Here is a 21277-nt window from a genome sequence, read left to right on the forward strand (position 1 = left end):
CACCGACGACTGGCCGTGTTTCGTCTCGGTGCCCTAGCTGGTTCGCTCCTCACACACCTGCTAATGTAGCCGAGGTGATGCATTGAGTCAATAGCTGTTATAAAAGTTTTTATTTTTACCTAAGCGACATTACTGATTTATAACTCTAATGGCGCAAAAACACCCAATTTTTCCTCTAGTAAGTATCTTAATAGTGACTGAGTAGCCATAAGTAATCCAAGTCTGGCTTGGGCTAATTCTGGTAATGTAATTTTTACCTCACCCCAAATCCGGCAATTACACCAGAAGTTTTCAAAAGCTTGGCTCAAATTCAGCGCGACTTTTTCCCATTTTACAGAACCGCTAATATCAGGGCACTCTATGCTGTCTACCACTTGTATCAATTCGCTAATGAGACGACGTTCATCTGGATGATTTAGTCGTAATGTTTCATCACAGTTGAGCCAAGGTAGAGGGTTAGGAGAGATAACATCCCAAAAACTTAGACTGGTATTTGTAACAGGTTGTTTAAGTTTAATCAATCCCTCTCGGTGAGCCAGTAACAGCAGCGAACAGCAACGTGCATGGGCGTGCTGAACAGCAAATAATGAATGGGGCATAGGGCATGGGGCATGGGGCATTGGGCATGGGGCATTGGTTATTAATTCATCTTCCTCATTTTCTCCCAAACTCCCGATTGCAATACTTTGTAACCAAGCCGCTAAGGTCGAGTGACTCAATTCAAAATGTATCCAGCCAGGGGGAACAATTTGGATGGTAAAAACGTTACCACAAGTCCTTAATAAATCAGATGCGATCGCACTGGCAAGCTCCATAGTCTTCCAATTCTGAGATTTTGACAGTCGCAGGGCCACACTTGAGATATATAAAACTCTATTTTCATCTCTATCTTTATATAGAGGAAATTTTTCATCTTTTATGCTTATACTTTCTATGCTGTAAGTATTAATACTTAGTAATTTTATTAAATGACCATGTAATAGCTGTTTAATTGATGTATATTTATTAACTAGTAATTTATAATGCACGTAATTTTATTTAAAAAATCATGTAAAATATATTCGTTAGTTTTCTGTCATCTATCTTGGGAAACAAATTTAATTTAGATGAAGAAAAATGAGAATAGGATAAAATTTGATGAATAATTGATGAATCGTAAGTAAACTTTACTACCATCATTGTACAGTAGGAAGTATAACAAAAGAGTAGAGAGTAATTTCCTTTCTATTCTTTGGATTGGCTGGCGCTGTTAGGCGTTAAGCCTCGCCAACACAAAGACACTCCTTGCACCTTTTGATCACGTCTTTGTCTTCAGCCGAACGCTCTTTGTTACCTATGCAATCTCCATCCTCCTTTTCTGAGGCATCACGGCCTTTTTTAACTTGGCAACGAATTCTTGACTGGGCTCAAGAACACTATCGATGCCGTACCTTTAGCAAAGATGAGCGCATTCCAGCCCGGCCTGGATTGCTATATTTGGTGCAAAGGGGTGCGATCCGCATGGTAGGAACCGCCCAAGTAAGTGCAACAGCTAGTCAGCTAACGTCTCGACGAATCAACAGAACTCCAGAAGAAGCGTTCTTGGGTTTTGTGGGAGCGGGACAGCCATTTGAAATTGTTGCTCAGTCGCCATTTACACTCCAGTCTTATGCCCATGTTGACCAAACTGCGGTGTTGTGGATGTACTGGCATGACCTAGACAACTGGCCTCACTTCCGTCGTGAAGTTATGGATGCCTTTAGGTATCAGCACCAGCGTAAGCTGCTGTGGCTGAGTGCCTTGGGACAACGCCGCACAATTGACCGACTCTTAGGATTTCTCACATTGTTAATTGAGGAATATGGAGAGCCAGCAATGAGCGATACCGATCCTGATGTGATTCGCGGCTATGCTCTGCCCTTCCCCCTCACTCATGCTCAAATTGGTAGCGCGATTGGTTCAACCCGCGTCACCGTCACCCGCTTGATGGGTAAGCTGCGTCAACGCGGCTTAATCCTCACCCAAGGGGATAATCTAATTTGCTTGCCAGCAGAATCGATTAATAGAGCTGGTTAAAGCAGAGTTGAGAGCGGCGATTTCCGCCACTCTGTCTAAGCGCTATCTAAATGCGATCGCTCCTTTCAGCGAATTTTGACAAACCCAGCTTGGCTAATCAGTTCCTGTCCCTGTTCAGTTAGCAGTAAGTTGGCGTAAGCGACACCAGCTTGCTGCTCAGTCTGATTATTTTGTTTGACCACCACAAACAGATTGCGGGTAATTGGGTATTTTCCTGATTGGAAAGCCTCAATGTTCAATTTGTTCCGTTTACCAGGACATTCAGACGGGAGGACAAATGTTTCTTGGTAAGGAGCAATATATTGCCCCTGCGTTCGGCCTAACGCCAAGGGTTTGATTGAGCATTGAGGAACCACCTCTGGGGCAGAAGCGTAGTAAATACCACCAGAACTACCAGCCAATTTTTGCAAAGCTTGGGTGGTTGTGGAGATAAATTCCACGTTGGGGCTAAAAGCTTCACCACCCAAAATGTCTTGGACAAAAAGTTCCACAGTACCGCCATCAGTAATGCGGCGAGAATAGGGCTTAATCGGAATATTGGGGCCACCCACCTGGCTCCAATTATTGATTTTGCCTGTATAAATTGACTTTAATTGGTCTATCGTTATTCCTGGGATTTTGAGGTTAGGGTTGACTGCGATCGCTAAACCATCAATAGCCACAGGAATTTGTTTCAAAGTGAACCCACGCTGCTGGGCACGGCTTAATTCCTGATCGAGAATTGGGCGGGAGGACTGAGCAAAGGCTAGTTGACCGTCTATCAGTGACTGGATGCCTGTACCAGAACCAGGAGATGCATTACTGGGTTCTACATAGCGCAGCCGAAACTCCGACCGCGCAGCTTGAATTGCTGGATCAACTACCAGGCGAATCGGTGCCCAAGATGTACTCCCTCCGTAATTGAATAATCCTGTAGGAACATCCTGTACTGAAGTGAGAGTATTTCCGCTAGGTTGTTGTGATACAGCCTGGGGTGTTTTGCTACTACCAGAATTAATTGCATTTAGGTCAACACCAGACTTTTTACTAAACCACCAAAAACCGCCAGCAATTAGCCCGGCTGTGATTAGGATGGATAAAACAAGAATAGGTGTTTCGTTTTTTTGAGACATAGTAAATTACCCCCGCCTCCATTGAATATAAGTGCTTGACTTGATAAGTACTTGCTACTTGAGATTGTATTGGCAGGACGGGATTTTCTGAGCAAATTCTGACAAATCCTAACTTCTGACTACTTTTGAAGCCAAGGTATTGGTTGAAAACAGCTAAAAACCTTATAGCGGTTCTCGCTTGAGTGAGGTACACCCGTAGGGGCACGGCACTGCTGTGCCCTTATACTTTGCGATTAATTTTGTACCGCACCTGAATGGGAACCGCTATATTTGATACTTTTATACTTAGTTGAAATTACTCAAGAAACGGACTCAGAAGAAGTCCTCCACGGAAATGGTTTGTATTTAATCCACGGTCGAGCTTGAGTTGGGAGCCTTTCCCTAGATGGCGATCAAAGATGTCGCCATAGTTACCTACAGATCCAAGAACTTGGCGCTGCCACTCTTTGCCTAGACCCAGTTCTGATGCAAAGATTGGCATCACCCCAGCACCACCTGCATACCAGGGTGTTTCCGGTCTTTCTGCGTTGATCAATGTATCCACTGTCCAGGCGACGATCGCTGACCACTGAGCGTCCTCAGTTCCAGTAGCAGCAATAACGGGAAAAGTTGTGAGTGACTCCGGGAGGATGCGGCTTGATAATCGGTTCACCCCAGAGTCGAGGCGGATCTGGGCGAGGGTGGTGATCTCACTGGCGATCGCGTGGCAATTTTGCACGTTGTATGTATCGATCATCTCTCCATCCTCAGAGAACGGCCGACGGAACCAGTTTTTGTGGATAGCACCGAAGTAAGCCGTGAGGCTCCGCTCGACTGAACTACCAATCATAAAGCAGATGCTTTTTCCAGCGAGGTCGTTGACGTGGTATGCAGCTGAAGTTGACGCTACCATCACCGCATTCGATTCTATAAAGACAGTGGGGCCAGGTACTAGCTTACCAGCCAGTTTTTGCTCGTTAATCTCCGATCCTGTCAGGAAGTATACATCATCCTGCTGGTTACGCACGGCATCAAAATCTTTCGCTGTCTCATACTTGTGATATTCGATGCGGTCAGAAGATCCCAGCACGGCAGCAGCGATCGCACGACAGACATCGACGTTAAGACCACTCCAGCCTCCTGCCTCGGCTTCAGTTGCCAGACCCGTCCGCTCGACGCTACCACAGCGAACCACATTGTGTTCCTTTACACGTTTGATGACGGAACCTGCTTCAGCTGAAGAAATTGAGCAGCAGACACCAAATAGAGTCAGGAAGACTAACACAAAACGCATGAATTCTCCTCAAGGAATGTCGAAAAATGATTTCGAGTTATTGGGAATTGGGAATTGGGCATTGGGCATTGGGCATTGGTATCAATAACTAAATCATCGGGGGTAGTCACAGAGCTTGCCGAAGTGCTATCCCTCCCATACCAATGAGAGGGATAGCTGATTTTTTTTAAGGGTTAGCTGCTGGATAGGTGCTTGGTAGGGCATTGAAGCCCTGGGGGATTTTGTTGACTATCCCCTGGCGCTTATCTTCTGGCGTGATTCCGATCGCGCTACAGCCTTCACCGCCATAGTGCGGTAATGTGTTCACAACACTGTCTGGAATCTTCGCAAAGGAGGCTGGTAGTGGCGGCGAGACACCGAGCAGGCGCTTTGGATCAAAGCCTGAGAGTAAGCTGTCGGTAATCGGCGAATTGATATCCCGTGGGCCGAGGTACTTCTGCTTGAATCCTGGCGGGCCAAACTTGTTAAACTCTGGGGAATTGCCAGCAGCGAGTGCCTGCGCCTCATCGGGCAGACTGGCAAGCGCAGGTAAACCAAAGATCGTGTTGATCGTCTCAATCACCGAGTTGTGATCCCCTTCGGCGTGTGAGACAGCGTGCGTCCGAGCATAGGGTGATATCAGGATCAGTGGCACACGGACACCACGGGAGAGCGGCAACCCATCAGGGCCATAAGACAAGATCCTCGGCGGTACATGGTCGTAGAAGCCATCTGACTCGTCGTAGGTAATGATAATGGCACTCTGTTGCCAGATTTTGGGATTTGAGGCGATCGCATTAATCGCCCTGGCTGCCATCCCCTCACTAAGCTGGCGATCGGTGTAACTCGGATGGTCGTCATCACCTGATTTTGCTGCATTAATGGCGGCAATCTCATCTGCCGGCGTGTTGGGGTTCGTAATTGGTGGCTTCAGACCTTGCTGGTTAGTGTAGCCGCCACGAATGTAGAACACGCCACTTTTAGGTAAGGTATTGTTGGCTATGTCGCTAAAGAAGTCATTCAATCCACGCAGATTTTTACTTACCTGCGGCGTGTTGGCAACATAACCGAAATACTGTGCCCCGTTGTGATGGGTAACATAGGCATTGTGCGAAGCGATCCCGTTGCTATCGGTCGGTTCGAGATTGTAGCCTTCTTGATACCAACGCCAATTGACCGGTTCAGTCTGGAGCTTTTGGATATAAGGGATATCTTGCTGGATATCAGCTAAATCAAACAAAGGATTCCTGTTACCAGCCAAGACTGACCGAATATCATGACCCTGGAAAGTGAGCGGCAAACTAGCAAAGGTTAGGTTTGAGGAAATATTGTTATCGGCGTAGCTCTCTTTTGGGCCAGCAGGTTGCTTGTTATCCGTTGTTGGATCAAACTGGGAGCCATAGAATGGCTGTGGATCGTTGACTACCGGCACGCCCTGCGTTGTACCAGTGTGGCTACCCACGGTGTATGATTGACCGCTTGAACCGTGCTTAACCCACTGCGTCTCACCTGACTGCCCTGCGATCATTGCTACTGCATTAGGGGTCGAAGGGGTGTCTTCAGTTGCAAAGATGTTGTCGAAGACGGTGAAGCGACTAGCCCACTTCCAGAAGAAGGGAATGGTGTCGCAGTCGATGTGCGACATTACTAGGCGTGCGAACTGCTTGCCCTCAGCAATGTTGGCTGCTCCACCCTTCGATGCGAAGCGCGTGTACTCGTCGGAGGCGAACTGATCCATTTGTGGCTTACCATCCACAACGTGGAGCTTGTTCGCTAGTCCGGTGTGGGAATGGTCAACGCTATCAACGGCGCTGGCGTTCTGCTCAGATCCAATCAGGAATGGCTGAACTGTGACGCTTGCACCGTTGGCATCTGTGTATATCTGGGTGAAACCAGGCGTTTTTTTGGGGCTACGAGGCTTTTGCCCATCTGAGTAGAGTCCGTTAACACCGGGTAATGTACCATACTCGTTGTCGAAGGAGTGGTTCTCGTTAAAAATTACAAAGACGTACTTGATCCGCTCCTGAAGGAGCTTTGCAAGCAACTGTGGCGGCAGCTTGGGTTCCTTGTCTGGATCGTTTAAGTATTGCGCCACATCTGGCGTTGCATCTGGCTGAGTTGTAATACTTGACTGTGCTGGTAATGCTTCTCGTGGAGAAGATTCCTCTGCGATCGCCGAACCAAGAAATATGGACGGTATAATCGAGGACGGAAGTAGCAAGAGTGTTAGAGCAAAATAGAACTTCGTAAATCGTCTCAAAGCACATCTCCTTAGTAATTTCTATCCAGCTAACATCGCTACGCGGAATTAGAATCTTTAATTCATCTACCGCAAGCTTTTCATTGATTTAAAATAGGTATTTTGGTTACGTTATGCTTTATTGGTTAAGAAATTTAGAAGAAATTAACACTTTTGAGAAAAAGCAAAATTATATCGTCATTTAACCTTTTTGCTTTCTTCTCAGCCACAAACCGATAGTAGCAATAACTGCTGTTCCAGCTAAATTTTGAGGTTCAGGAACAGGTTCAATTTTGACGAAAGTCACGGCAGTAAGACCTGAACTTTTGACACTTCCAAGGTCGCTGTTGTCTAAAAATTTTCCATCATTAGTAATGCCCGTACCTGTAAAATTGCTGTCAAAGTCCAGTTCCAAACTGTACAAATTCTTGTTTTCATTTGTCAATAAACCTGCGTCTGAAAAAGCAAGTTTGTTCTCTTGAATGTAAGCTGTATTGCCAGCCAAACTGTTAGATAATGTTCCCAGAACAGTATTTTCATTGACTAAGTTTACATTCCAACTCGTCAAATTTACAAAAGAATTAGAAGCTGGTAATTGATCCACATCTACTGTGTAAGCCCCATTAAAAGAACCATTTGCTAAGTTAACAGGTAGTCCTATTGAACCATCAAGAGCAGTAGAAGCAAAATTTCCTGAAATATTAAATGTTTTCAGATTGACAGCTTTGGCAGGATCTGTACCAATAGCTGTAAGCATAGTTAAACCAAGCGCTGCGGTTGCAGTTGCTTGCGATAACCTTCTTAAAGGTGTTGCACTCAGCATAAGTTTGGTCTTAATATTTTTGCCCACAGTTTCAGGAAGTGCGTGTTTTTGCACACCGAAAATAATGTAATGCCATCAAAATTGCACTACCTCACTGAATGCTAAAAGTTTCCACTTTTGTATTTTGTTACCGGAAAATTAATGACAAGTTAAGAAAAAGCAAAATTTATTAAATAAATAGAAATAGTCATGCTAGCGCATCACATGAGGTACATCATAGCCTCCTCCTCGCTTGCGGGGAGGGGGTGGGGTTCTTGTATCTCACTCAACTGAGAACCGCCATAAAAGAGCGCTAGTATTACCCAGATTTCTGATAATTGAGAAAAAATCACTGATACAATCTGGATAAAGGATTTTTCCTCAAAACTAATGCGGTCTTGTAGAGATGGATTGCTAGCTAGTTCGTGATGCTCAATTCTTCAACGGACTGGTTCAAAGTCATAACCAGTGCCAGAGCGAGAGGGAGAAGCAGAAACGATTTTTACAAGTTGGACTGGTGCATTGCGATCGCCTGATGCTAAAAACCGAATTGTACCAGAAGCACCATTAGCAGAAAAGTCAGAGGAAGCTAATGCTGCTTGGACTCCAGAACGTGTTGGGTTGCGTTTTAATGCCTCAATCAGAGCTACAGTAGCATCATAGCTGAGGGCGCTTCGCCAACTCACATCAGCGCCCCATAGCTGCCGGGATTTCTGAGGAAAATCTGACTTAGGATCGCTATCAATATGCCACGGAACTGCCAATACCATCCCCACGGCTTGCTCTGTCCCAATTTGTAAAGTTTTAGCGGTGTAAACATCATCTCCCGCCAGCAGAGTTAACCGTTTCTGGTTAATCTGAATTACTTGCAGCGCTTTATCGAGAGTTTCAGTGTTAGCAGCTAACATCAACACTTCTGCACCTTGCTTAGTTACTTGTTCTAAACTTTGAGCCGCACTAAAATCCGCCTTGGATAAGTCAAATTCTCTGGATACTTGTCCACCCTCTAGGGAAATAGATGAGACAAACTCCGACTTTAAAGACTGGCTATAGTTACTCTGAGAATTAAAGAAAACCACGGCATTTTTTTTCTGCAAGGTTTTCACCATATAGTTAGCTAAACTTCTCGCAGCCATAAAATCACTGGGAACCGTGCGAAAAACATAGTGGCTAAAGTTAGAAATTTTGACAGATGTGCTGGTAGGAGAAATTGCTACAAGTTGTCCAGAAGTATAGATAGTACCTGCGGCTAAGGTGGAATCGCTAGTATTTGGCCCAACTACACCTAATACTTCGGAATTACTAACTAGGTTGGAAGCGATTTGCTTGGCTATTTCTGGATTGTCGTCATCGCTAGCTATCCCTACTCTTAACGGCACTCCCTTGATTCCCCCAGAGTTATTAACTTGATTTTGGGCTTGGGCGATGCCACGTAAAATTTCTAAAGCAGCATTGGGGTCAGTGCCTAATGGTACAGAAGCCACAATGGTGTAGCTCTTGGAAGAATCGATGCGGGCATTATTAAGAAAAATTAAGGTTTCTGGATCGTTACGGCTGAGTTTTAGGGCGGCTGTGAAATTGGCGATCGCACGATCGTAAACTTTAGTAGCCATCGCCTGTACTCCTTCTTTTTTCTCTGGAGAAATTTCACCCAGAGTCAAGGATTTTTCGCCAAAACTAATGCGGTCTTGTAAGTACGAATTCTTGCCTGGTTCCTGATTTGGAACGGTGGTATTACCAATTTTGACCCCAGAGTTTTTAGTAAACCACCAGAAACCACCGCCAATGATGCCAACTGTCAGCAGCAAGGTCAAGGCTAAAATTTTGATTTCATTCTTTTGTGACATGAACAAGTTTGAATAAAGTAAAAATATGAACAGTGCTGAGTATGTTAAATAACAGTTTTTGCGTAAGCCCTAATTTAATTATTTAGCTAAATGTAACTATTTGCGATCATTTAATTCTGACAAATCCAGCTTTTTCAATCAGGTCTTGACTCTGAGGTGTCAGCAGCCAATTTGCATAAGCTTCGCCAGCTTGCTGATCTGTTTGACCATTCTGTTTGACAATTACAAATAAATTGCGGGTAATTGCATAGTCTCCACTACGAAATGCCTGACTATTCAATTGATTACGTTTATTGGGACATTGAGATGGAGGTACAAATGGTTCTTGGTAAGGAGGCACAAATTGACTGCTTGTGCGCCCCAGTGGTAAGGGTTTAATAATACACTGAGATACAATCTCTGGGGCCGAGGCATAGTAAATTCCCCCAGGATTTGCAGCTACTTTCCGCACTGCTTCAGTGGTCGTGTCAACATAACTAACATTGACACCAAAATTTTCTTTATTTAGAATATTTTCGACAAAGAATTCTGGTGTACCCCCAGCTTCTTTGCTACGAGAGTAAACTTTAATTGGTAAATTTGGCCCACCTAGCTGTATCCAATTAGCAATTTTGCCAGTGTAGATGTCTTTGAGTTGGGCGACAGTTAAACCAGGAATGTTGAGATCGTGGTTGACAGCGATCGCTATTCCATCAATCGCCACTGGAATTTCTTTTAAACTAAATCCTTTTTGTTGAGCTTCAGCATTTTCTTCGGCCTTTACTGAACGGGAAGATTGAGAAAAAGCTAGTTGATTATCTATCAACATCCGAATACCAGTCCCAGATCCTGCTTTACCTGATGGAGGTTGAGTGTAACGTAAAATAAACCGAGGACACTGGCTTTCTAATACGGAGTCTACATCTTTACGAATAGGTGCCCAAGTTGTACTACCACCATAGTTGAATGTCCCTTCTATGAGGTTGGGCACGTTACATTTGCTGATGAACTGGTTTGTCGGGTTATCTGTGTTGTTAGTCCCCGAAGATTTTACAACATTTCCATTTAGTTGCGCCCAGCGTTCCATAAGAAACCATAAGCCACAAAAGATTAAACCAATGCTGATGACAACAGTTAAGAAAAGAGTACGTGCTTCGTTTTTCTGAGACATAGGTGGCTATTAGCACCAAAAGTTTTTTAAAGGATGATAGATAATAATTTATAAATAAGTCGAAATATGGCTGTTAGTGAAATTGCTACTAAAGCTGCTGCAACTGATAAAGTTATCACTACCTGAATGCCAAGACCCCCCTGTAAAAAGGGGAGAAAAAAAATAATCGCAAAAGTAATTGTCGGAATAATTAATAAATCGAACTTTTCAATCCACCGCCTGGTTTGGGCAAATATCAGTATACCTAAAATTACGGCTGTAATACTAAAAGTTACTATTGGTGGTTGTACTACACTGAAGAGGGCGATCGCTATTAATGCCCCCTCAAATCCACTAAATGCTGCCCCACTCAATAATTCCACTATAGAAAACACTGGTTGATTTGGTGGACGCTGGGAGACGACAGGATTAGAACCTTTAGGCGGTTGTGGCGGGAGTGTTACAGAAGGCGAATTAAGTTGTGTAGCGGCTAGAGGCTGTGAGTAAAGTGCATCTAGAACTTCCTGCGCCGACTGAAAACGCTGATTAGCAGCAGGTAACAGCATCTTATCTAAAATGTCAGCAAGGCGAGAATTTACACTCACTTGTTCGCGCCATTTCCACTGGTTGGTATAGGCATCAAATAGTTGAATTGCTTCTTGATTACTCAACAAGGTAATAAGAGTTACAGCTAAAGCGTATAAATCTGTGGATGGGAATACTTGTCCCCCTGCCATCTGTTCCGGCGGTGCAAATCCCATAGAATAGATTCCTGTGGAAGAAGCAGCCCCTAATGCAACGTTTGTCACTTGCTTAACTGCGCCAAAATCTAGTAAAAAAAGTTTACCATCACGACGGCGCATAATGTTAGAAGGTTTAATATCTCTATGGATAATGCCTCGCTCGTGGACAAACTTTAGCACTTTCAGGATTTCTTGCAGCACCTCTAAGACTTGGTGTTCAGAAAATTTGCCTTGCTGAACTAATTCTTCTTCTAAATTTTGCCCATCAATATATTCTTGTACTAAGTAGAAAAATTGCTCTTCTTGTTCTGACTGCGAACTATTAACTATTACTGGGAAAAAGGCAAATAAATCAGGAATTTGCTCGTGATCGTTACCAAGTTGTGCTAGAGCATCTGCCTCTCTCTCAAACATTATTTGTGCTTGTTGCAGTTGAGTGGGGGTTAAATTACCCACTGGTTGAAACTGCTTAACTACGCATTGACGCATTCCTGGGATTCGGCGATCGCGTGCTAAAAAAGCGGCCCCAAACCCTCCCCTTCCCAGCAACTTCGTGGTTACATATCGACCATCTAACAGCAGTGGCATACCACAGGTAGTACAGTATTTTTGCTGGGTTGTTTTCAGGGTTGTAATATTATCTAAATCTGCAAAATAGTTTTGTGGACGTGGGCAACGTGGACGAGTACAGTAAACTTCCATTTTCGTGATTAGTCAAAATAATTCGTAATTCGTAATTCGTAATAGAGCCTCCGGCACGCTCCGCGAACGTAATTCGTAATTAATTTATTGAGGTTACAGGGTAACTAAATTAATTGATGAATAACAACAAACTTTTTCTCTGAGTGAAATATTTAACACAGCACGGCGTAAAGAAGCCACACTATGAAACATCGAAAACCCTTACTTAAGAGTAATTACGAATTACGTTAGGGAGTCAGCAAACGTCATTACGAATTACCTAAACCGGTACTAGCTTTCCTACGGTGTGCTGCGCGAACAGCTATCAGGTCATAATTACAAATTACGTAGGCGCAGCTTTGCCGTAAGGTATTACGAACTATTTAGTCATTAACAAAAAAAACAAATCACCAGATTTTAGTCTTCGCCGGAGGAGGCGGGCATCGCTATATCCAATGTAGTTAACATGATGTTTTTTTGTGCCAATTTTAACACATTTTGATTCCATCCAGGGTTAGCAAACTGGGGCAAAATTTCTTGACTGAAGGCTTCAGCCGCCTTGGATCTATAGCGATTGGGATTGAAAATCAACCATAGCGTCCGTTTGACAACTACCCCTTCAATAGGGGTACGGTGTAGAACACCCATTTGTAACTCTTTAGCGATCGCACTGGTTGAAACAAAAGCAGCCCCTAAACCAGATTGGACAGCATTTTTAATTGCTTCAATGGAATTTAGTTCCATTTCAACCTTAAAACGTCTGGTATCAATTTCACAGCGTCCTAGCACTTGGTCAATCACTTTGCGGATAGTAGATTGAGAATCTAGGGCAATGAATTGTAATTTATATAGGTCGTCTTTTTGGATTTTTTCAAGTTTGGCGAAGGGATGAAAGACGGGTAGAATCAGGGCTAGTTCATCTTCGGCGTAAGAAATAACTTCCAATGATTCTGACAGTTCACCAGGAATTTCACCACCAATAATCGCCAGATCGACTTGTCCGTTAGCGACGCTCCAAGCAGTCCGCCTGGTAGAGTGGACGTGTAATTGCACTGCCACATCTGGATATTTTTGTCGGAACATGCCGATCATTCTAGGCAAAAGATAAGTACCGGTAGTTTGAGAAGCACCGACAATCAAAGTACCGCCTTGGAGATTTTGTAAATCCTCGATAGCACGGCAGGTTTCCTGACACAGACTAAGAATTTTTTCACCGTAATTTAGAAGTAGATGCCCTGCTTCAGTTAATTGGGCGCGTCGTCCTCCACGGTCGAATAAAGGGACATCTAGCTGCCGTTCGAGATTTTGGACTTGTAAGCTGACGGCAGGTTGGGAGACATAAAGACTATCGGCGGCACGCTTGAAGCTTCCTTCTTGAGCGATCGCTTTTAAAATCCGTAACTGATCTAAAGTGAAAGGAAGGTCAGACATAAGGCTCAACCCACAAACATTGAAAGGAGCGGATGCACACAACAAATAAAGTTTGGCAGCAATTAGCCGCCCATGATTTGCTGCATATTAAACTTGAAGACTTGACTCGAAAAGGACAGTAGCACAACATCTTGACTAAAGTCTCCTTTGGAATACTTTGTGGTATTGGTTGTACTGAATTCAATTTTCTTTAAATTACTTCACCCGTTTATATGCTGCCGATTTCTTGGTTGACACCCAGTCATTTTGTCATACTGGGGTTACAAATAGTTTTTGCGATCGCTCACAGTGGAGGCGCTGCTTTGCGTCCAAGGGCCGAAAAGTATATTGGCCCAAGGCTTTATCGCATTTTTTTCGCATTAGTCAGCCTCCCGTTGGCTGCGATCTTAATTATTTACTTTTTTGGGCACCGCTATGATGGTTTGCAACTTTGGCAGGTACAAGGAGTGCCAGGAGTACGAGAGCTTGTTTGGCTGCTGTCAGCGATCTCGTTTTTGTTTTTATATCCTGCTACCTTCAATCTACTAGAAATTGCTGCCATTCAAAAGCCCCAAGTTCATCTCTACGAAACAGGAATTATTCGGATTACCCGTCATCCCCAGATGGTGGGACAAATAATTTGGTGTGTTGCCCATACTCTCTGGCTGGGAACGACCTTTACCCTTGTGACTTCCATCGGATTGGTGTTACATCACTTGTTTGGGGTTTGGCATGGCGATCGCCGTTTGAGCGATCGCTATGGGGAAGCCTTTGAAATTGCCAAACAACGGACTTCAATTATTCCCTTTAAAGCAATTATTGACGGCCGTCAATCTATCTTATGGCAGGAATTTCTTCGCCCTTCCTATTTGGGAGTTGCCATTTTTATCGCTTTGCTTTGGTGGTCACACCCTCTGTTGATGGAAGCAACTGGTAGAATAAAATGGGAAATTTAAGCGATCCCCAGTGTCAGCAGAAAATCTAAAATAGATGAAATTTCAGCTTATCAATTGCCCCGAATCAATGTAGGATAAATTCAAACATCTGCTTCAGTGGAGGTGCATTTAGTTAGCTTGAGATTTTATATTGGTAGTCGTTGGTCAGTTGCCTTTCCTTTAGAGTCAGTGGCAGATTCAGTCAAATTCCCAGGCAGCCACAGCAATCAGGAGTCTAATATTCAAAAAAGCCACCGTGAGAGTTGCGCTGGCTTTTTTGTCCGAGATACATCAACACGCTGAATTTCTGCCCTATTATTGTCTGTCCTGAGATTTGGTTCCTGAAAGCATCTATCGCCCGTTACTGACTTACCAATCCTTCACTTCAGTACTGATAGTTTGATATAAAAACCTTATAATCCAAGAGGCGTCATGGTGTTGTCGGTTATTGAACAGACATTTACTCAAGAAGTTTTAGAATCTCCTATTCCTGTTTTAGTTAACTTTGAAGCACCTTGGTGTGGCTTGTGTCGGATTATCCACCCACTGTTGTTGGAATTTCAAGCCCAATGTGGGGACGAAATTAAATTAGTTGGGGTTAACGCCGATCAAAATTTTAAATTGTCTACTACTTATAGGCTAAAATCACTACCAACTTTACTATTGATTGAAAATGGTACTGTTCGTCATCGCTTGGAATGCTTTCGCAGCAGAGAAGACTTACGTCTGGCTCTAGAAGAGATTAAAGCCAGCTACAGCAATTGCCCGAAAATCTACAAGAGTTCAAAAACAGTGGACTTGGAATGTCGGTCTGCTTGATGGGCATGGGGCATGGGGCATGGTTGATTTCACGATCTAGATTTCTTTCTCCTACAACTCTTTTGGCATGGGGCATGGGGCATGGGGCATGATGAGAGGATGAGAGGATGAGGGACAAGGGGGAATTATTTAACAAGTCTCTCCCTTGTCTCTTCTTCATGCCCAATGCCCAATGCCCAATGCCCAATGCCCAATCCCCAAATCTAAAACCATGCTTAATAACCCACCCAAGACTGAATTGGGTGGGTTATTTTATCCTAAAGGGCGTGTGTCACAATTATTAACAGTTTCGACACGCTAAATCAAGAATTCTAAAAGTAGGCGTCAGTGATGGAAGTAATCTATCAGTATGCCTGGCTGATTCCGGTGTTCCCTCTTTTTGGGGCAATGCTGGTCGGTCTAGGGTTAATCTCGTTCAATCAGGTGACAAACCGCCTCCGGCAGCTGAACGCTGTGGTGATTATCTCCATGATGGCAGTAGCTATGGTGCTGTCGTCTGTCTTGCTGTGGAGTCAAATTCAAGGACACGCGCCTTATCTTCGCACCTTTGAGTGGGCAGCAGCAGGTAATTTTCACCTGAGCATGGGCTACACTATTGACCACCTGACAGCCCTAATGCTGGTGATTGTCACAACAGTAGCTTGCTTAGTCATGGTTTACACGGATGGCTACATGGCTCACGATCCCAGTTACGTGAGGTTTTACGCCTATCTCAGTTTGTTTGGCTCCTCAATGTTAGGTCTGGTGATCAGCCCCAACCTAGTACAGGTTTATATATTCTGGGAATTGGTGGGAATGTGTTCCTACTTGCTGGTTGGCTTTTGGTTCGATCGCAAGTCAGCAGCAGATGCCGCTCAAAAAGCCTTTGTAACTAACCGCGTGGGTGACTTTGGTTTGTTACTCGGCATTTTGGGGCTATTCTGGGCGACAGGAAGCTTTGATTTTCAGATTATGGGCGATCGCCTCGCTCAACTCGTGGAATCAGGTTCTATCAGCAATTTTCTCGCTGTCCTGTTGGCGATTTTAGTTTTCTTAGGGCCAGTCGCAAAATCAGCCCAATTCCCCCTCCACGTCTGGCTACCAGATGCAATGGAAGGCCCCACCCCCATTTCTGCCTTGATTCACGCAGCAACAATGGTGGCGGCTGGTGTTTTCCTCATTGCCCGGATGTACCCAGTATTTGAACACGTTCCAGTTGCAATGAACGTCATTGCCTTTACTGGGGCGTTTACGGCGTTTTTGGGGGCAACTATTGCCATTACCCAAAACGACATCAAAAAGGGCTTGGCTTATTCCACCATTTCCCAACTTGGTTACATGGTGATGGCAATGGGAATAGGTTCCTACAGTGCCGGATTATTCCACCTGATGACCCACGCCTATTTTAAAGCGATGCTGTTCTTGGGTTCAGGTTCAGTAATTCACGGTATGGAAGGCGTTGTCGGTCACGATCCCGCCTTAGCCCAAGATATGCGGCTGATGGGCGGATTGCGGAAGTATATGCCCGTCACCTCAATTACCTTCTTGATTGGCTGCTTGGCAATTTCTGGTATTCCCCCCTTTGCTGGTTTCTGGTCAAAAGATGAAATTCTAGGGAAAGCTTTTGAGGCTAACCCATTTCTCTGGTTGATTGGCTGGTTAACTGCCGGGATTACTGCTTTCTATATGTTCAGAATGTATTTCTCGACATTTGAAGGCGAATTCCGGGGTAATGACGAAAAAATCAAGCAAAAGCTCAAGAGTGCTGCGGCGACAATTGTCCTGGAATTAGAGTCAGCAGAACCAGCCCCGAATTTTGGGCCTGGGGCGATGAAGAAAGGAGAATTGGCTGCAACTAGCGAGCATCATGATTCCCATGACTCCCACGGGCATCACAGCGACTCCCCCCACGAATCGCCGTGGACAATGACCCTACCTTTGGCACTGCTAGCAGTGCCTTCGATTTTGATTGGTTTGGTGGGAACTCCCTATGCCAATTATTTTGAAGAGTTTATCTTTCCTCCTAGCGAAACCCTTTCCGAAGTTATAGAAAAGGCTGCCGAGTTCAACCCCACGGAATTTTACATCATGGCGGGGGCTTCAGTCGGAATTTCTTTGATTGCGATTACCCTGGCTTCGCTGATGTATTTGCGCCGTAAAATTGATCCGGCTGCGATCGCTGCTAAAATCCAACCACTTTACGAGTTATCCCTTAACAAGTGGTACTTTGATGACATTTACCATCGGGTTTTTGTCCTCGGCTTGCGTCGCCTAGCTAGACAAGTTATGGAAGTTGACTTCCGCGTTGTCGATGGTGCTGTTAACCTCACAGGATTTTTCACCCTTGTCACTGGTGAAGGTCTGAAGTACCTAGAAAATGGTCGCGCTCAATTCTATGCCTTGATTGTATTTGGGGCTGTTTTGGGCTTAGTGATTGTCTTTGGTGTTACCTGATTTTAATTGGGGTGGGCGATTGTCCGCCCCTAAGTTTTTTAAGAGTCTATTTGGACTCCTTTTTTTTGGCAGATAGTTCAGTAATTCGATAGTTTAGAAAAAGGCAGCGAATAGGCACATGACAAAGAAGAAATACATTTACTGGCAAGATGATGATATGTGGTTAGGTTATCTCGAAGAATATCCTGACTATTGGACTCAGGGTGAAACCGAAGAGGAACTAAGAGAAAATCTAGTCGATATTTATAGCGAATTAACAAGTGGAAATATCCAAAATATTCGTAGAGTTGCAGAACTTGAAGTTTCATGAAACGAAGAGATTTAATCAGTAAGATTGAAGAAATGGGTTGTATCTTCGTTCGTCATGGTGGCAAACATGATTGGTATCAGAATCCAATAACAAAAATTTCTCAAGCTGTTCCCAGACATAGAGAAATCAAAGAGCAACTGGCAAAACATATTATTAAGATGCTTAGTGATGAAGCTGGCTAATGCTTAGAATAAGAGGTACTGTACTAGAGAGTTTAGGTACTCACTATGACCCTTGAACAGCTTGAAGCCGAAGTTCTTGCACTTCCAAAAGATTCTCAAGTGATTTTATTAGCAAGATTACTGGAAAGATTGGGTCAAGAAAGTGGAATAGATCAAGAAATTGCGGCTAGTTGGGCTGAAGAAGCCCAGAAGCGTGATGAAGATATGAACACCAATCAAATTACTGGTATTCCGGCTGAAGAAGTGTTTCAACGAGTTCGTGCATCTTTACAATGAAAAGAATTGTATTTCATCCATTGGCAGAGCAAGAACTGGTTGATGTCGCAAGTTATTACGAGGAACAAAATCAGGGGCTAGGGCTAGATTACTTGACAGAAGTAGAAGGTGCAATCAATCTCCTTATGCGTTATCCTGCTGCTGGTGTAGTAGTTCGAGGATTTGTTCGTCGGCTGATTCTGCCTAAATTTCTTTATTCAATCCTATACCGTGTTGTTGATGATAATTTAATTCGTATTCTAGCCATAGCACATCACAAACGTAAGCCTGTGTACTGGATTGGTCGAGAATAGAATTCAGAAATTAATTGGTAGGGGATTTAAACCCCCTAAATTTTGTTAAATATTCAAGTTTTCTTTTACATCATCTGGCGGTTCAAACATAATCTCAAAACCTCCGTTGGGAATAGTTCGACGCAAAAATCTTAAATGGTCGTCTGCATCTTGGCGGTTAGTAAAACGGGCGACGGTGTGAGATTGGGTAATCACTACAGTTTTTACTATCACCCAAGGATGATTTTGGGCAATAACTGGTTTTATCATGGTGAATGTCTCCTTTTGTTAGGGAGCCAAGAGCCAGCAGCAAGCCTCGGAAACTTATTTGCTGGCTTTTGACAAGATTTGTAATTTTGTTGCATGGTTGCTGTAAGTTTGAGTGTGTTTTCATCGCTTCTAAACACTCTCATCTCATAGCTTTTGCGGTAAAAGTTGGGTTGCGTTGCGATCGTGTAGTCCTGGGACAACTAGCCATAACCACATCCGGCACTTGAACAAGCGCAGTGATAGCAGTTCTTCAGGGAATATTTGATTTCTGTGACCTTGCCAGTGTCCAAGGTGTGCAAGTTGTTGTTTGGCGCAGATTGGGCAGAGATCGCCTGGTTTTCCTTTGTCGATGGTGTAGTTTGAGTCTTCAGGATTTAGGGGTTTGATGCCAGGAAAGCGCCCTGCTTGGGAATGGGGGCAGGGTTTACCGTCGAGTTCTGCGGGGATGATGCCGGAGCATATTAGATTGTCGGGGTATACGTTGCCGTCAGGAGAGAGGAAGAGGGCTTTGGGTTCGGTGTTTTGAATATTCATGCTTGACTACTGCCAGAAGCAAATGCTATCCTGACAATATACGCCTACCGAATAAATGTCAAATAATAAAATTAGAACCTTTAGCTTTCTTCCTGATATGTAAATCCAAGCATCTGAGCAACTAATTCCAAATGTTTCGACTTTGAGCGAGTTGGTTCATAAATTCCGTTTTCCCATTCACTAACTGTTGCCTGACGCACACCCATTTGTGTTGCAAATTCTGCCTGTGTTAAACCCATTTGGAGACGTAATGCCTTAATGGATTTGCTATTCCATACCACTTTTCCATCTACAATCTGCACTTGTTCGCTAGTAGTAAATTGGCGAAAAGTAACGTTTTGCTTATCAAAATCAACATCCCCAACGCTATATCCTGCTTCTATCCAGGACAAAGCCTGTAATGCGCCTTTGCTGCGATTACTCCACCACGCCCGTTTACTTTTTGCTGAATTGGGTAAAGTATCTTTTATTAAAGTCTCAATTTCAGCAAATGATAAAGTTATTTCATTTTGATCGCTACCACGTAAAAATTCTAGGAGTGGCTGATACTTGCTGCCCTCCTTCATGTGACATCTTCCTCTCCTAAAATTATGCGTTCTACACGGGCTTTTGCTTCATTGAGAAAGTTTTCAGCTTCCACATCTAAATATTTAGCTTGTCTATAAGCATCTTGCATAACTTGTGCTATGTGATCTTGTAGTGAACGGGGAGGAAGGGGAAGGAGAAGTGCATGAATAGATGGTTTATCAACATAAGCAACAGCATTGTTTGAAATTTGAAGTTTGCGAATTTGTCCTTTTAATATTTCACTGTCAAGCATCACGGCAACATAAAAAGGATTATGTTCTTTATTTACTTGAAAACGAAAAATAGTTCCATTAACTATTGTTTTAAATAGAATTTTTTCAACAAAAGCTACTGATTTTTTGGAAGCAATTGATGCTCCTTTTATAGCTAAAATAACATCATTTTTTTTAAGATGCGCTCGTTTATGACGATAATATTCTTCAGGAACTTTAACTGATTTTTTAAAGTCAATTTGCATATTTTCGCGCATATCAGTAACGCGAATATAAGTTATGGGATGTTCATCAGAATAAACATCTCCAGGTGTTAGTATTCCATAAGAATCATCTTCAATTATTTTTCCCAAAGGAATTAAATTAAACTCTTTTGAAAAGCCATCAAAGAAAGCTAGATTGTGAAAAGTATGATATAAAACATCAAACCTTTTTTTTGTCAAATTATTGCTTGGAATAATAAAATTTTTTACTTGCTCAATTTGTGAAAAATTAATCCCAAGTGTATGTAAAACATAATCTTTAGCATTGGCTTCTATTTGTTCAGACTCTTTTAATTTATTTCTATATGTGTTGCGAGCATCCTGCATTATTTGAGCAATACGGTCTTGAATAGGTTTAGGAGGAATAGGAATTTTCAGTCGTCTGATATCTTCTAAATGAATATGAGTTATTGAAGAACCTTTAATTTGCTGTTTTATTTGTAGTTGACCTAGTTCGCTATTCAAGAAGGCAGAAAGATATTGCGAATTTATAATTGGAAGTGGTCGTATCTTTATGACACTGACAAATATATTAAACTCTGGCAGATAGTCAGGTACTACACACGCAACTCCAATTGTTCCATCTTTAGTTACAAGAACATCTCCAGGATCAGGCTTACACCTAATTATTTTTTTGTGTTCTTCTTTGGTTATATATGCGACATTATCCAAATTAATTTCAAAAGGTCTAATATTTCTGGCCATCAAAAAAAGAACACCCGAACTATCTGTATATTGCGGTGTGACATGAGTTCCATCAATTACCTGTTCAGTAATTTGCTGTATTGAGTAAAGAGGATAAGAACTTTTATTTAATTTATTTTCTAAGTCACTAAACTTTTTTTGGTGAAATCTGTAGTCCCAGCGTTTAGATTGATTTAGACTGTATACAAATTTAAAAATTTGTTCCATG

24 protein-coding genes are annotated in these 21277 nt (G+C 43.2%); 11 read left to right on the forward strand and 13 right to left on the reverse strand.

The window, feature by feature from the left end; all coding sequences use genetic code 11:
- Positions 1-137 precede the first annotated feature (137 nt).
- The gene (locus tag V7K98_RS28045) at positions 138-815 is read right to left on the reverse strand and encodes a DALR anticodon-binding domain-containing protein (protein ID WP_335027963.1); all 678 of its coding nucleotides are present in this window, start codon (positions 813-815) and stop codon (positions 138-140) included.
- Positions 816-1335: 520 nt separating this feature from the next.
- Between V7K98_RS28045 and V7K98_RS28050 the strand changes: the two genes are divergently transcribed.
- Positions 1336-2055 carry a Crp/Fnr family transcriptional regulator gene (locus tag V7K98_RS28050; protein WP_335028191.1) on the forward strand — a complete coding sequence of 240 codons (720 nt, stop codon included), beginning with the start codon at positions 1336-1338 and terminating at the stop codon, positions 2053-2055.
- Positions 2056-2120: 65 nt separating this feature from the next.
- Here V7K98_RS28050 and V7K98_RS28055 read toward each other — a convergent pair whose 3' ends face one another.
- Complete coding sequence (locus tag V7K98_RS28055) at positions 2121-3167, reverse strand: PstS family phosphate ABC transporter substrate-binding protein (protein WP_335027965.1); 1047 nt, start codon at positions 3165-3167, stop codon at positions 2121-2123.
- Between the two features lie 295 nt (positions 3168-3462).
- Complete coding sequence (locus V7K98_RS28060) at positions 3463-3903, reverse strand: hypothetical protein (protein WP_335027967.1); 441 nt, start codon at positions 3901-3903, stop codon at positions 3463-3465.
- Between the two features lie 310 nt (positions 3904-4213).
- Between V7K98_RS28060 and V7K98_RS28065 the strand changes: the two genes are divergently transcribed.
- On the forward strand, positions 4214-4528 hold the full coding sequence (locus V7K98_RS28065) for a hypothetical protein (protein WP_335027969.1): 315 nt from the start codon (positions 4214-4216) through the stop codon (positions 4526-4528).
- A 78-nt stretch (positions 4529-4606) separates the two neighbouring features.
- Here the strand turns inward: V7K98_RS28065 and V7K98_RS28070 are convergent, their stop codons facing one another.
- The 6 genes from V7K98_RS28070 to V7K98_RS28095 all read right to left on the reverse strand — a co-directional run bounded on the left by V7K98_RS28070 (position 4607) and on the right by V7K98_RS28095 (position 13291).
- On the reverse strand, positions 4607-6679 hold the full coding sequence (locus V7K98_RS28070; RefSeq protein WP_335027971.1) for a phospholipase C: 2073 nt from the start codon (positions 6677-6679) through the stop codon (positions 4607-4609).
- A 181-nt stretch (positions 6680-6860) separates the two neighbouring features.
- Positions 6861-7535: a PEP-CTERM sorting domain-containing protein gene (locus V7K98_RS28075; RefSeq protein WP_335027973.1), complete on the reverse strand. Its 675-nt coding sequence runs from the start codon at positions 7533-7535 to the stop codon at positions 6861-6863.
- 365 nt (positions 7536-7900) lie between these two features.
- Positions 7901-9307 (reverse strand): ABC transporter substrate-binding protein, encoded by a 1407-nt coding sequence (locus V7K98_RS28080; RefSeq protein ID WP_335027975.1) that lies wholly within the window; start codon positions 9305-9307, stop codon positions 7901-7903.
- Positions 9308-9413: 106 nt separating this feature from the next.
- Complete coding sequence (locus V7K98_RS28085) at positions 9414-10457, reverse strand: PstS family phosphate ABC transporter substrate-binding protein (RefSeq protein ID WP_335027977.1); 1044 nt, start codon at positions 10455-10457, stop codon at positions 9414-9416.
- Positions 10458-10483: 26 nt separating this feature from the next.
- Positions 10484-11881, reverse strand: a complete 1398-nt coding sequence (locus tag V7K98_RS28090) for a serine/threonine-protein kinase (protein ID WP_335027979.1) — start codon at positions 11879-11881, stop codon at positions 10484-10486.
- Positions 11882-12277: 396 nt separating this feature from the next.
- A complete protein-coding gene (locus tag V7K98_RS28095) occupies positions 12278-13291 on the reverse strand; it encodes a LysR family transcriptional regulator (protein WP_335027982.1) in 1014 nt (337 codons plus the stop codon).
- 212 nt (positions 13292-13503) lie between these two features.
- On the opposite strand from V7K98_RS28095, the gene V7K98_RS28100 reads away from it, so the two are divergent.
- The 9 genes from V7K98_RS28100 (at position 13504) to V7K98_RS28140 (ending at position 18518) form a co-directional block, all read left to right on the forward strand.
- Positions 13504-14226, forward strand: a complete 723-nt coding sequence (locus V7K98_RS28100) for an NnrU family protein (RefSeq protein ID WP_335027984.1) — start codon at positions 13504-13506, stop codon at positions 14224-14226.
- Positions 14227-14328: 102 nt separating this feature from the next.
- Positions 14329-14508 (forward strand): hypothetical protein, encoded by a 180-nt coding sequence (locus tag V7K98_RS28105; protein ID WP_335027986.1) that lies wholly within the window; start codon positions 14329-14331, stop codon positions 14506-14508.
- A 129-nt stretch (positions 14509-14637) separates the two neighbouring features.
- Positions 14638-15024, forward strand: coding sequence for a thioredoxin family protein (locus V7K98_RS28110; RefSeq protein WP_335027988.1), 387 nt, complete (start codon positions 14638-14640; stop codon positions 15022-15024).
- 145 nt (positions 15025-15169) lie between these two features.
- Positions 15170-15325 (forward strand): hypothetical protein, encoded by a 156-nt coding sequence (locus tag V7K98_RS28115; RefSeq protein WP_335027990.1) that lies wholly within the window; start codon positions 15170-15172, stop codon positions 15323-15325.
- A 29-nt stretch (positions 15326-15354) separates the two neighbouring features.
- Positions 15355-17457 carry an NAD(P)H-quinone oxidoreductase subunit 5 gene (locus V7K98_RS28120; protein ID WP_335027992.1) on the forward strand — a complete coding sequence of 701 codons (2103 nt, stop codon included), beginning with the start codon at positions 15355-15357 and terminating at the stop codon, positions 17455-17457.
- A gap of 118 nt (positions 17458-17575) precedes the next feature.
- Positions 17576-17767, forward strand: a complete 192-nt coding sequence (locus V7K98_RS28125) for a type II toxin-antitoxin system HicB family antitoxin (protein ID WP_334887571.1) — start codon at positions 17576-17578, stop codon at positions 17765-17767.
- A complete protein-coding gene (locus V7K98_RS28130) occupies positions 17764-17949 on the forward strand; it encodes a type II toxin-antitoxin system HicA family toxin (protein ID WP_152588361.1) in 186 nt (61 codons plus the stop codon). Before V7K98_RS28125 ends, V7K98_RS28130 begins: the two co-directional genes overlap by 4 nt.
- 45 nt (positions 17950-17994) lie before the next feature.
- Positions 17995-18225, forward strand: coding sequence for an addiction module protein (locus V7K98_RS28135; protein WP_118162842.1), 231 nt, complete (start codon positions 17995-17997; stop codon positions 18223-18225).
- Entirely contained in the window at positions 18222-18518 is a 297-nt protein-coding gene (locus V7K98_RS28140) for a type II toxin-antitoxin system RelE/ParE family toxin (RefSeq protein ID WP_335027997.1), read from the forward strand. The genes V7K98_RS28135 and V7K98_RS28140 overlap by 4 nt, the downstream gene beginning before the upstream one ends.
- A 45-nt stretch (positions 18519-18563) precedes the next feature.
- On the opposite strand, the gene V7K98_RS28145 is transcribed toward V7K98_RS28140, so the two are convergent.
- The 4 genes from V7K98_RS28145 to V7K98_RS28160 form a co-directional block, all read right to left on the reverse strand.
- Positions 18564-18767 (reverse strand): hypothetical protein, encoded by a 204-nt coding sequence (locus V7K98_RS28145; protein ID WP_335027999.1) that lies wholly within the window; start codon positions 18765-18767, stop codon positions 18564-18566.
- A gap of 144 nt (positions 18768-18911) precedes the next feature.
- Positions 18912-19301: a hypothetical protein gene (locus tag V7K98_RS28150; protein ID WP_335028001.1), complete on the reverse strand. Its 390-nt coding sequence runs from the start codon at positions 19299-19301 to the stop codon at positions 18912-18914.
- 80 nt (positions 19302-19381) lie between these two features.
- Complete coding sequence (locus V7K98_RS28155) at positions 19382-19867, reverse strand: helix-turn-helix domain-containing protein (RefSeq protein WP_335028003.1); 486 nt, start codon at positions 19865-19867, stop codon at positions 19382-19384.
- Positions 19864-21276, reverse strand: coding sequence for a restriction endonuclease subunit S (locus V7K98_RS28160; RefSeq protein ID WP_335028005.1), 1413 nt, complete (start codon positions 21274-21276; stop codon positions 19864-19866). The genes V7K98_RS28155 and V7K98_RS28160 overlap by 4 nt, the downstream gene beginning before the upstream one ends.
- Between the last annotated feature and the right edge of the window lies 1 nt (position 21277).

It is taken from the genome of Nostoc sp., assembly GCF_036917435.1.
Lineage (GTDB): Bacteria > Cyanobacteriota > Cyanobacteriia > Cyanobacteriales > Nostocaceae > Nostoc.

Coding starts and splice junctions, on each gene's coding strand:
- V7K98_RS28045 (WP_335027963.1), bottom strand. CDS start 815: ATGGAGCTTGCCAGTGCGATCGCATCTGATTTATTAAGGACTTGTGGT.
- V7K98_RS28150 (WP_335028001.1), bottom strand. CDS start 19,301: ATGAATATTCAAAACACCGAACCCAAAGCCCTCTTCCTCTCTCCTGAC.
- V7K98_RS28060 (WP_335027967.1), bottom strand. CDS start 3,903: ATGATCGATACATACAACGTGCAAAATTGCCACGCGATCGCCAGTGAG.
- V7K98_RS28090 (WP_335027979.1), bottom strand. CDS start 11,881: ATGGAAGTTTACTGTACTCGTCCACGTTGCCCACGTCCACAAAACTAT.
- V7K98_RS28095 (WP_335027982.1), bottom strand. CDS start 13,291: ATGTCTGACCTTCCTTTCACTTTAGATCAGTTACGGATTTTAAAAGCG.
- V7K98_RS28145 (WP_335027999.1), bottom strand. CDS start 18,767: ATGATAAAACCAGTTATTGCCCAAAATCATCCTTGGGTGATAGTAAAA.
- V7K98_RS28085 (WP_335027977.1), bottom strand. CDS start 10,457: ATGTCTCAGAAAAACGAAGCACGTACTCTTTTCTTAACTGTTGTCATC.
- V7K98_RS28110 (WP_335027988.1), top strand. CDS start 14,638: ATGGTGTTGTCGGTTATTGAACAGACATTTACTCAAGAAGTTTTAGAA.
- V7K98_RS28080 (WP_335027975.1), bottom strand. CDS start 9,307: ATGTCACAAAAGAATGAAATCAAAATTTTAGCCTTGACCTTGCTGCTG.
- V7K98_RS28065 (WP_335027969.1), top strand. CDS start 4,214: ATGCGGTCAGAAGATCCCAGCACGGCAGCAGCGATCGCACGACAGACA.
- V7K98_RS28155 (WP_335028003.1), bottom strand. CDS start 19,867: ATGAAGGAGGGCAGCAAGTATCAGCCACTCCTAGAATTTTTACGTGGT.
- V7K98_RS28135 (WP_118162842.1), top strand. CDS start 17,995: ATGACCCTTGAACAGCTTGAAGCCGAAGTTCTTGCACTTCCAAAAGAT.
- V7K98_RS28055 (WP_335027965.1), bottom strand. CDS start 3,167: ATGTCTCAAAAAAACGAAACACCTATTCTTGTTTTATCCATCCTAATC.
- V7K98_RS28050 (WP_335028191.1), top strand. CDS start 1,336: ATGCAATCTCCATCCTCCTTTTCTGAGGCATCACGGCCTTTTTTAACT.
- V7K98_RS28125 (WP_334887571.1), top strand. CDS start 17,576: ATGACAAAGAAGAAATACATTTACTGGCAAGATGATGATATGTGGTTA.
- V7K98_RS28120 (WP_335027992.1), top strand. CDS start 15,355: ATGGAAGTAATCTATCAGTATGCCTGGCTGATTCCGGTGTTCCCTCTT.
- V7K98_RS28160 (WP_335028005.1), bottom strand. CDS start 21,276: ATGGAACAAATTTTTAAATTTGTATACAGTCTAAATCAATCTAAACGC.
- V7K98_RS28100 (WP_335027984.1), top strand. CDS start 13,504: ATGCTGCCGATTTCTTGGTTGACACCCAGTCATTTTGTCATACTGGGG.
- V7K98_RS28140 (WP_335027997.1), top strand. CDS start 18,222: ATGAAAAGAATTGTATTTCATCCATTGGCAGAGCAAGAACTGGTTGAT.
- V7K98_RS28130 (WP_152588361.1), top strand. CDS start 17,764: ATGAAACGAAGAGATTTAATCAGTAAGATTGAAGAAATGGGTTGTATC.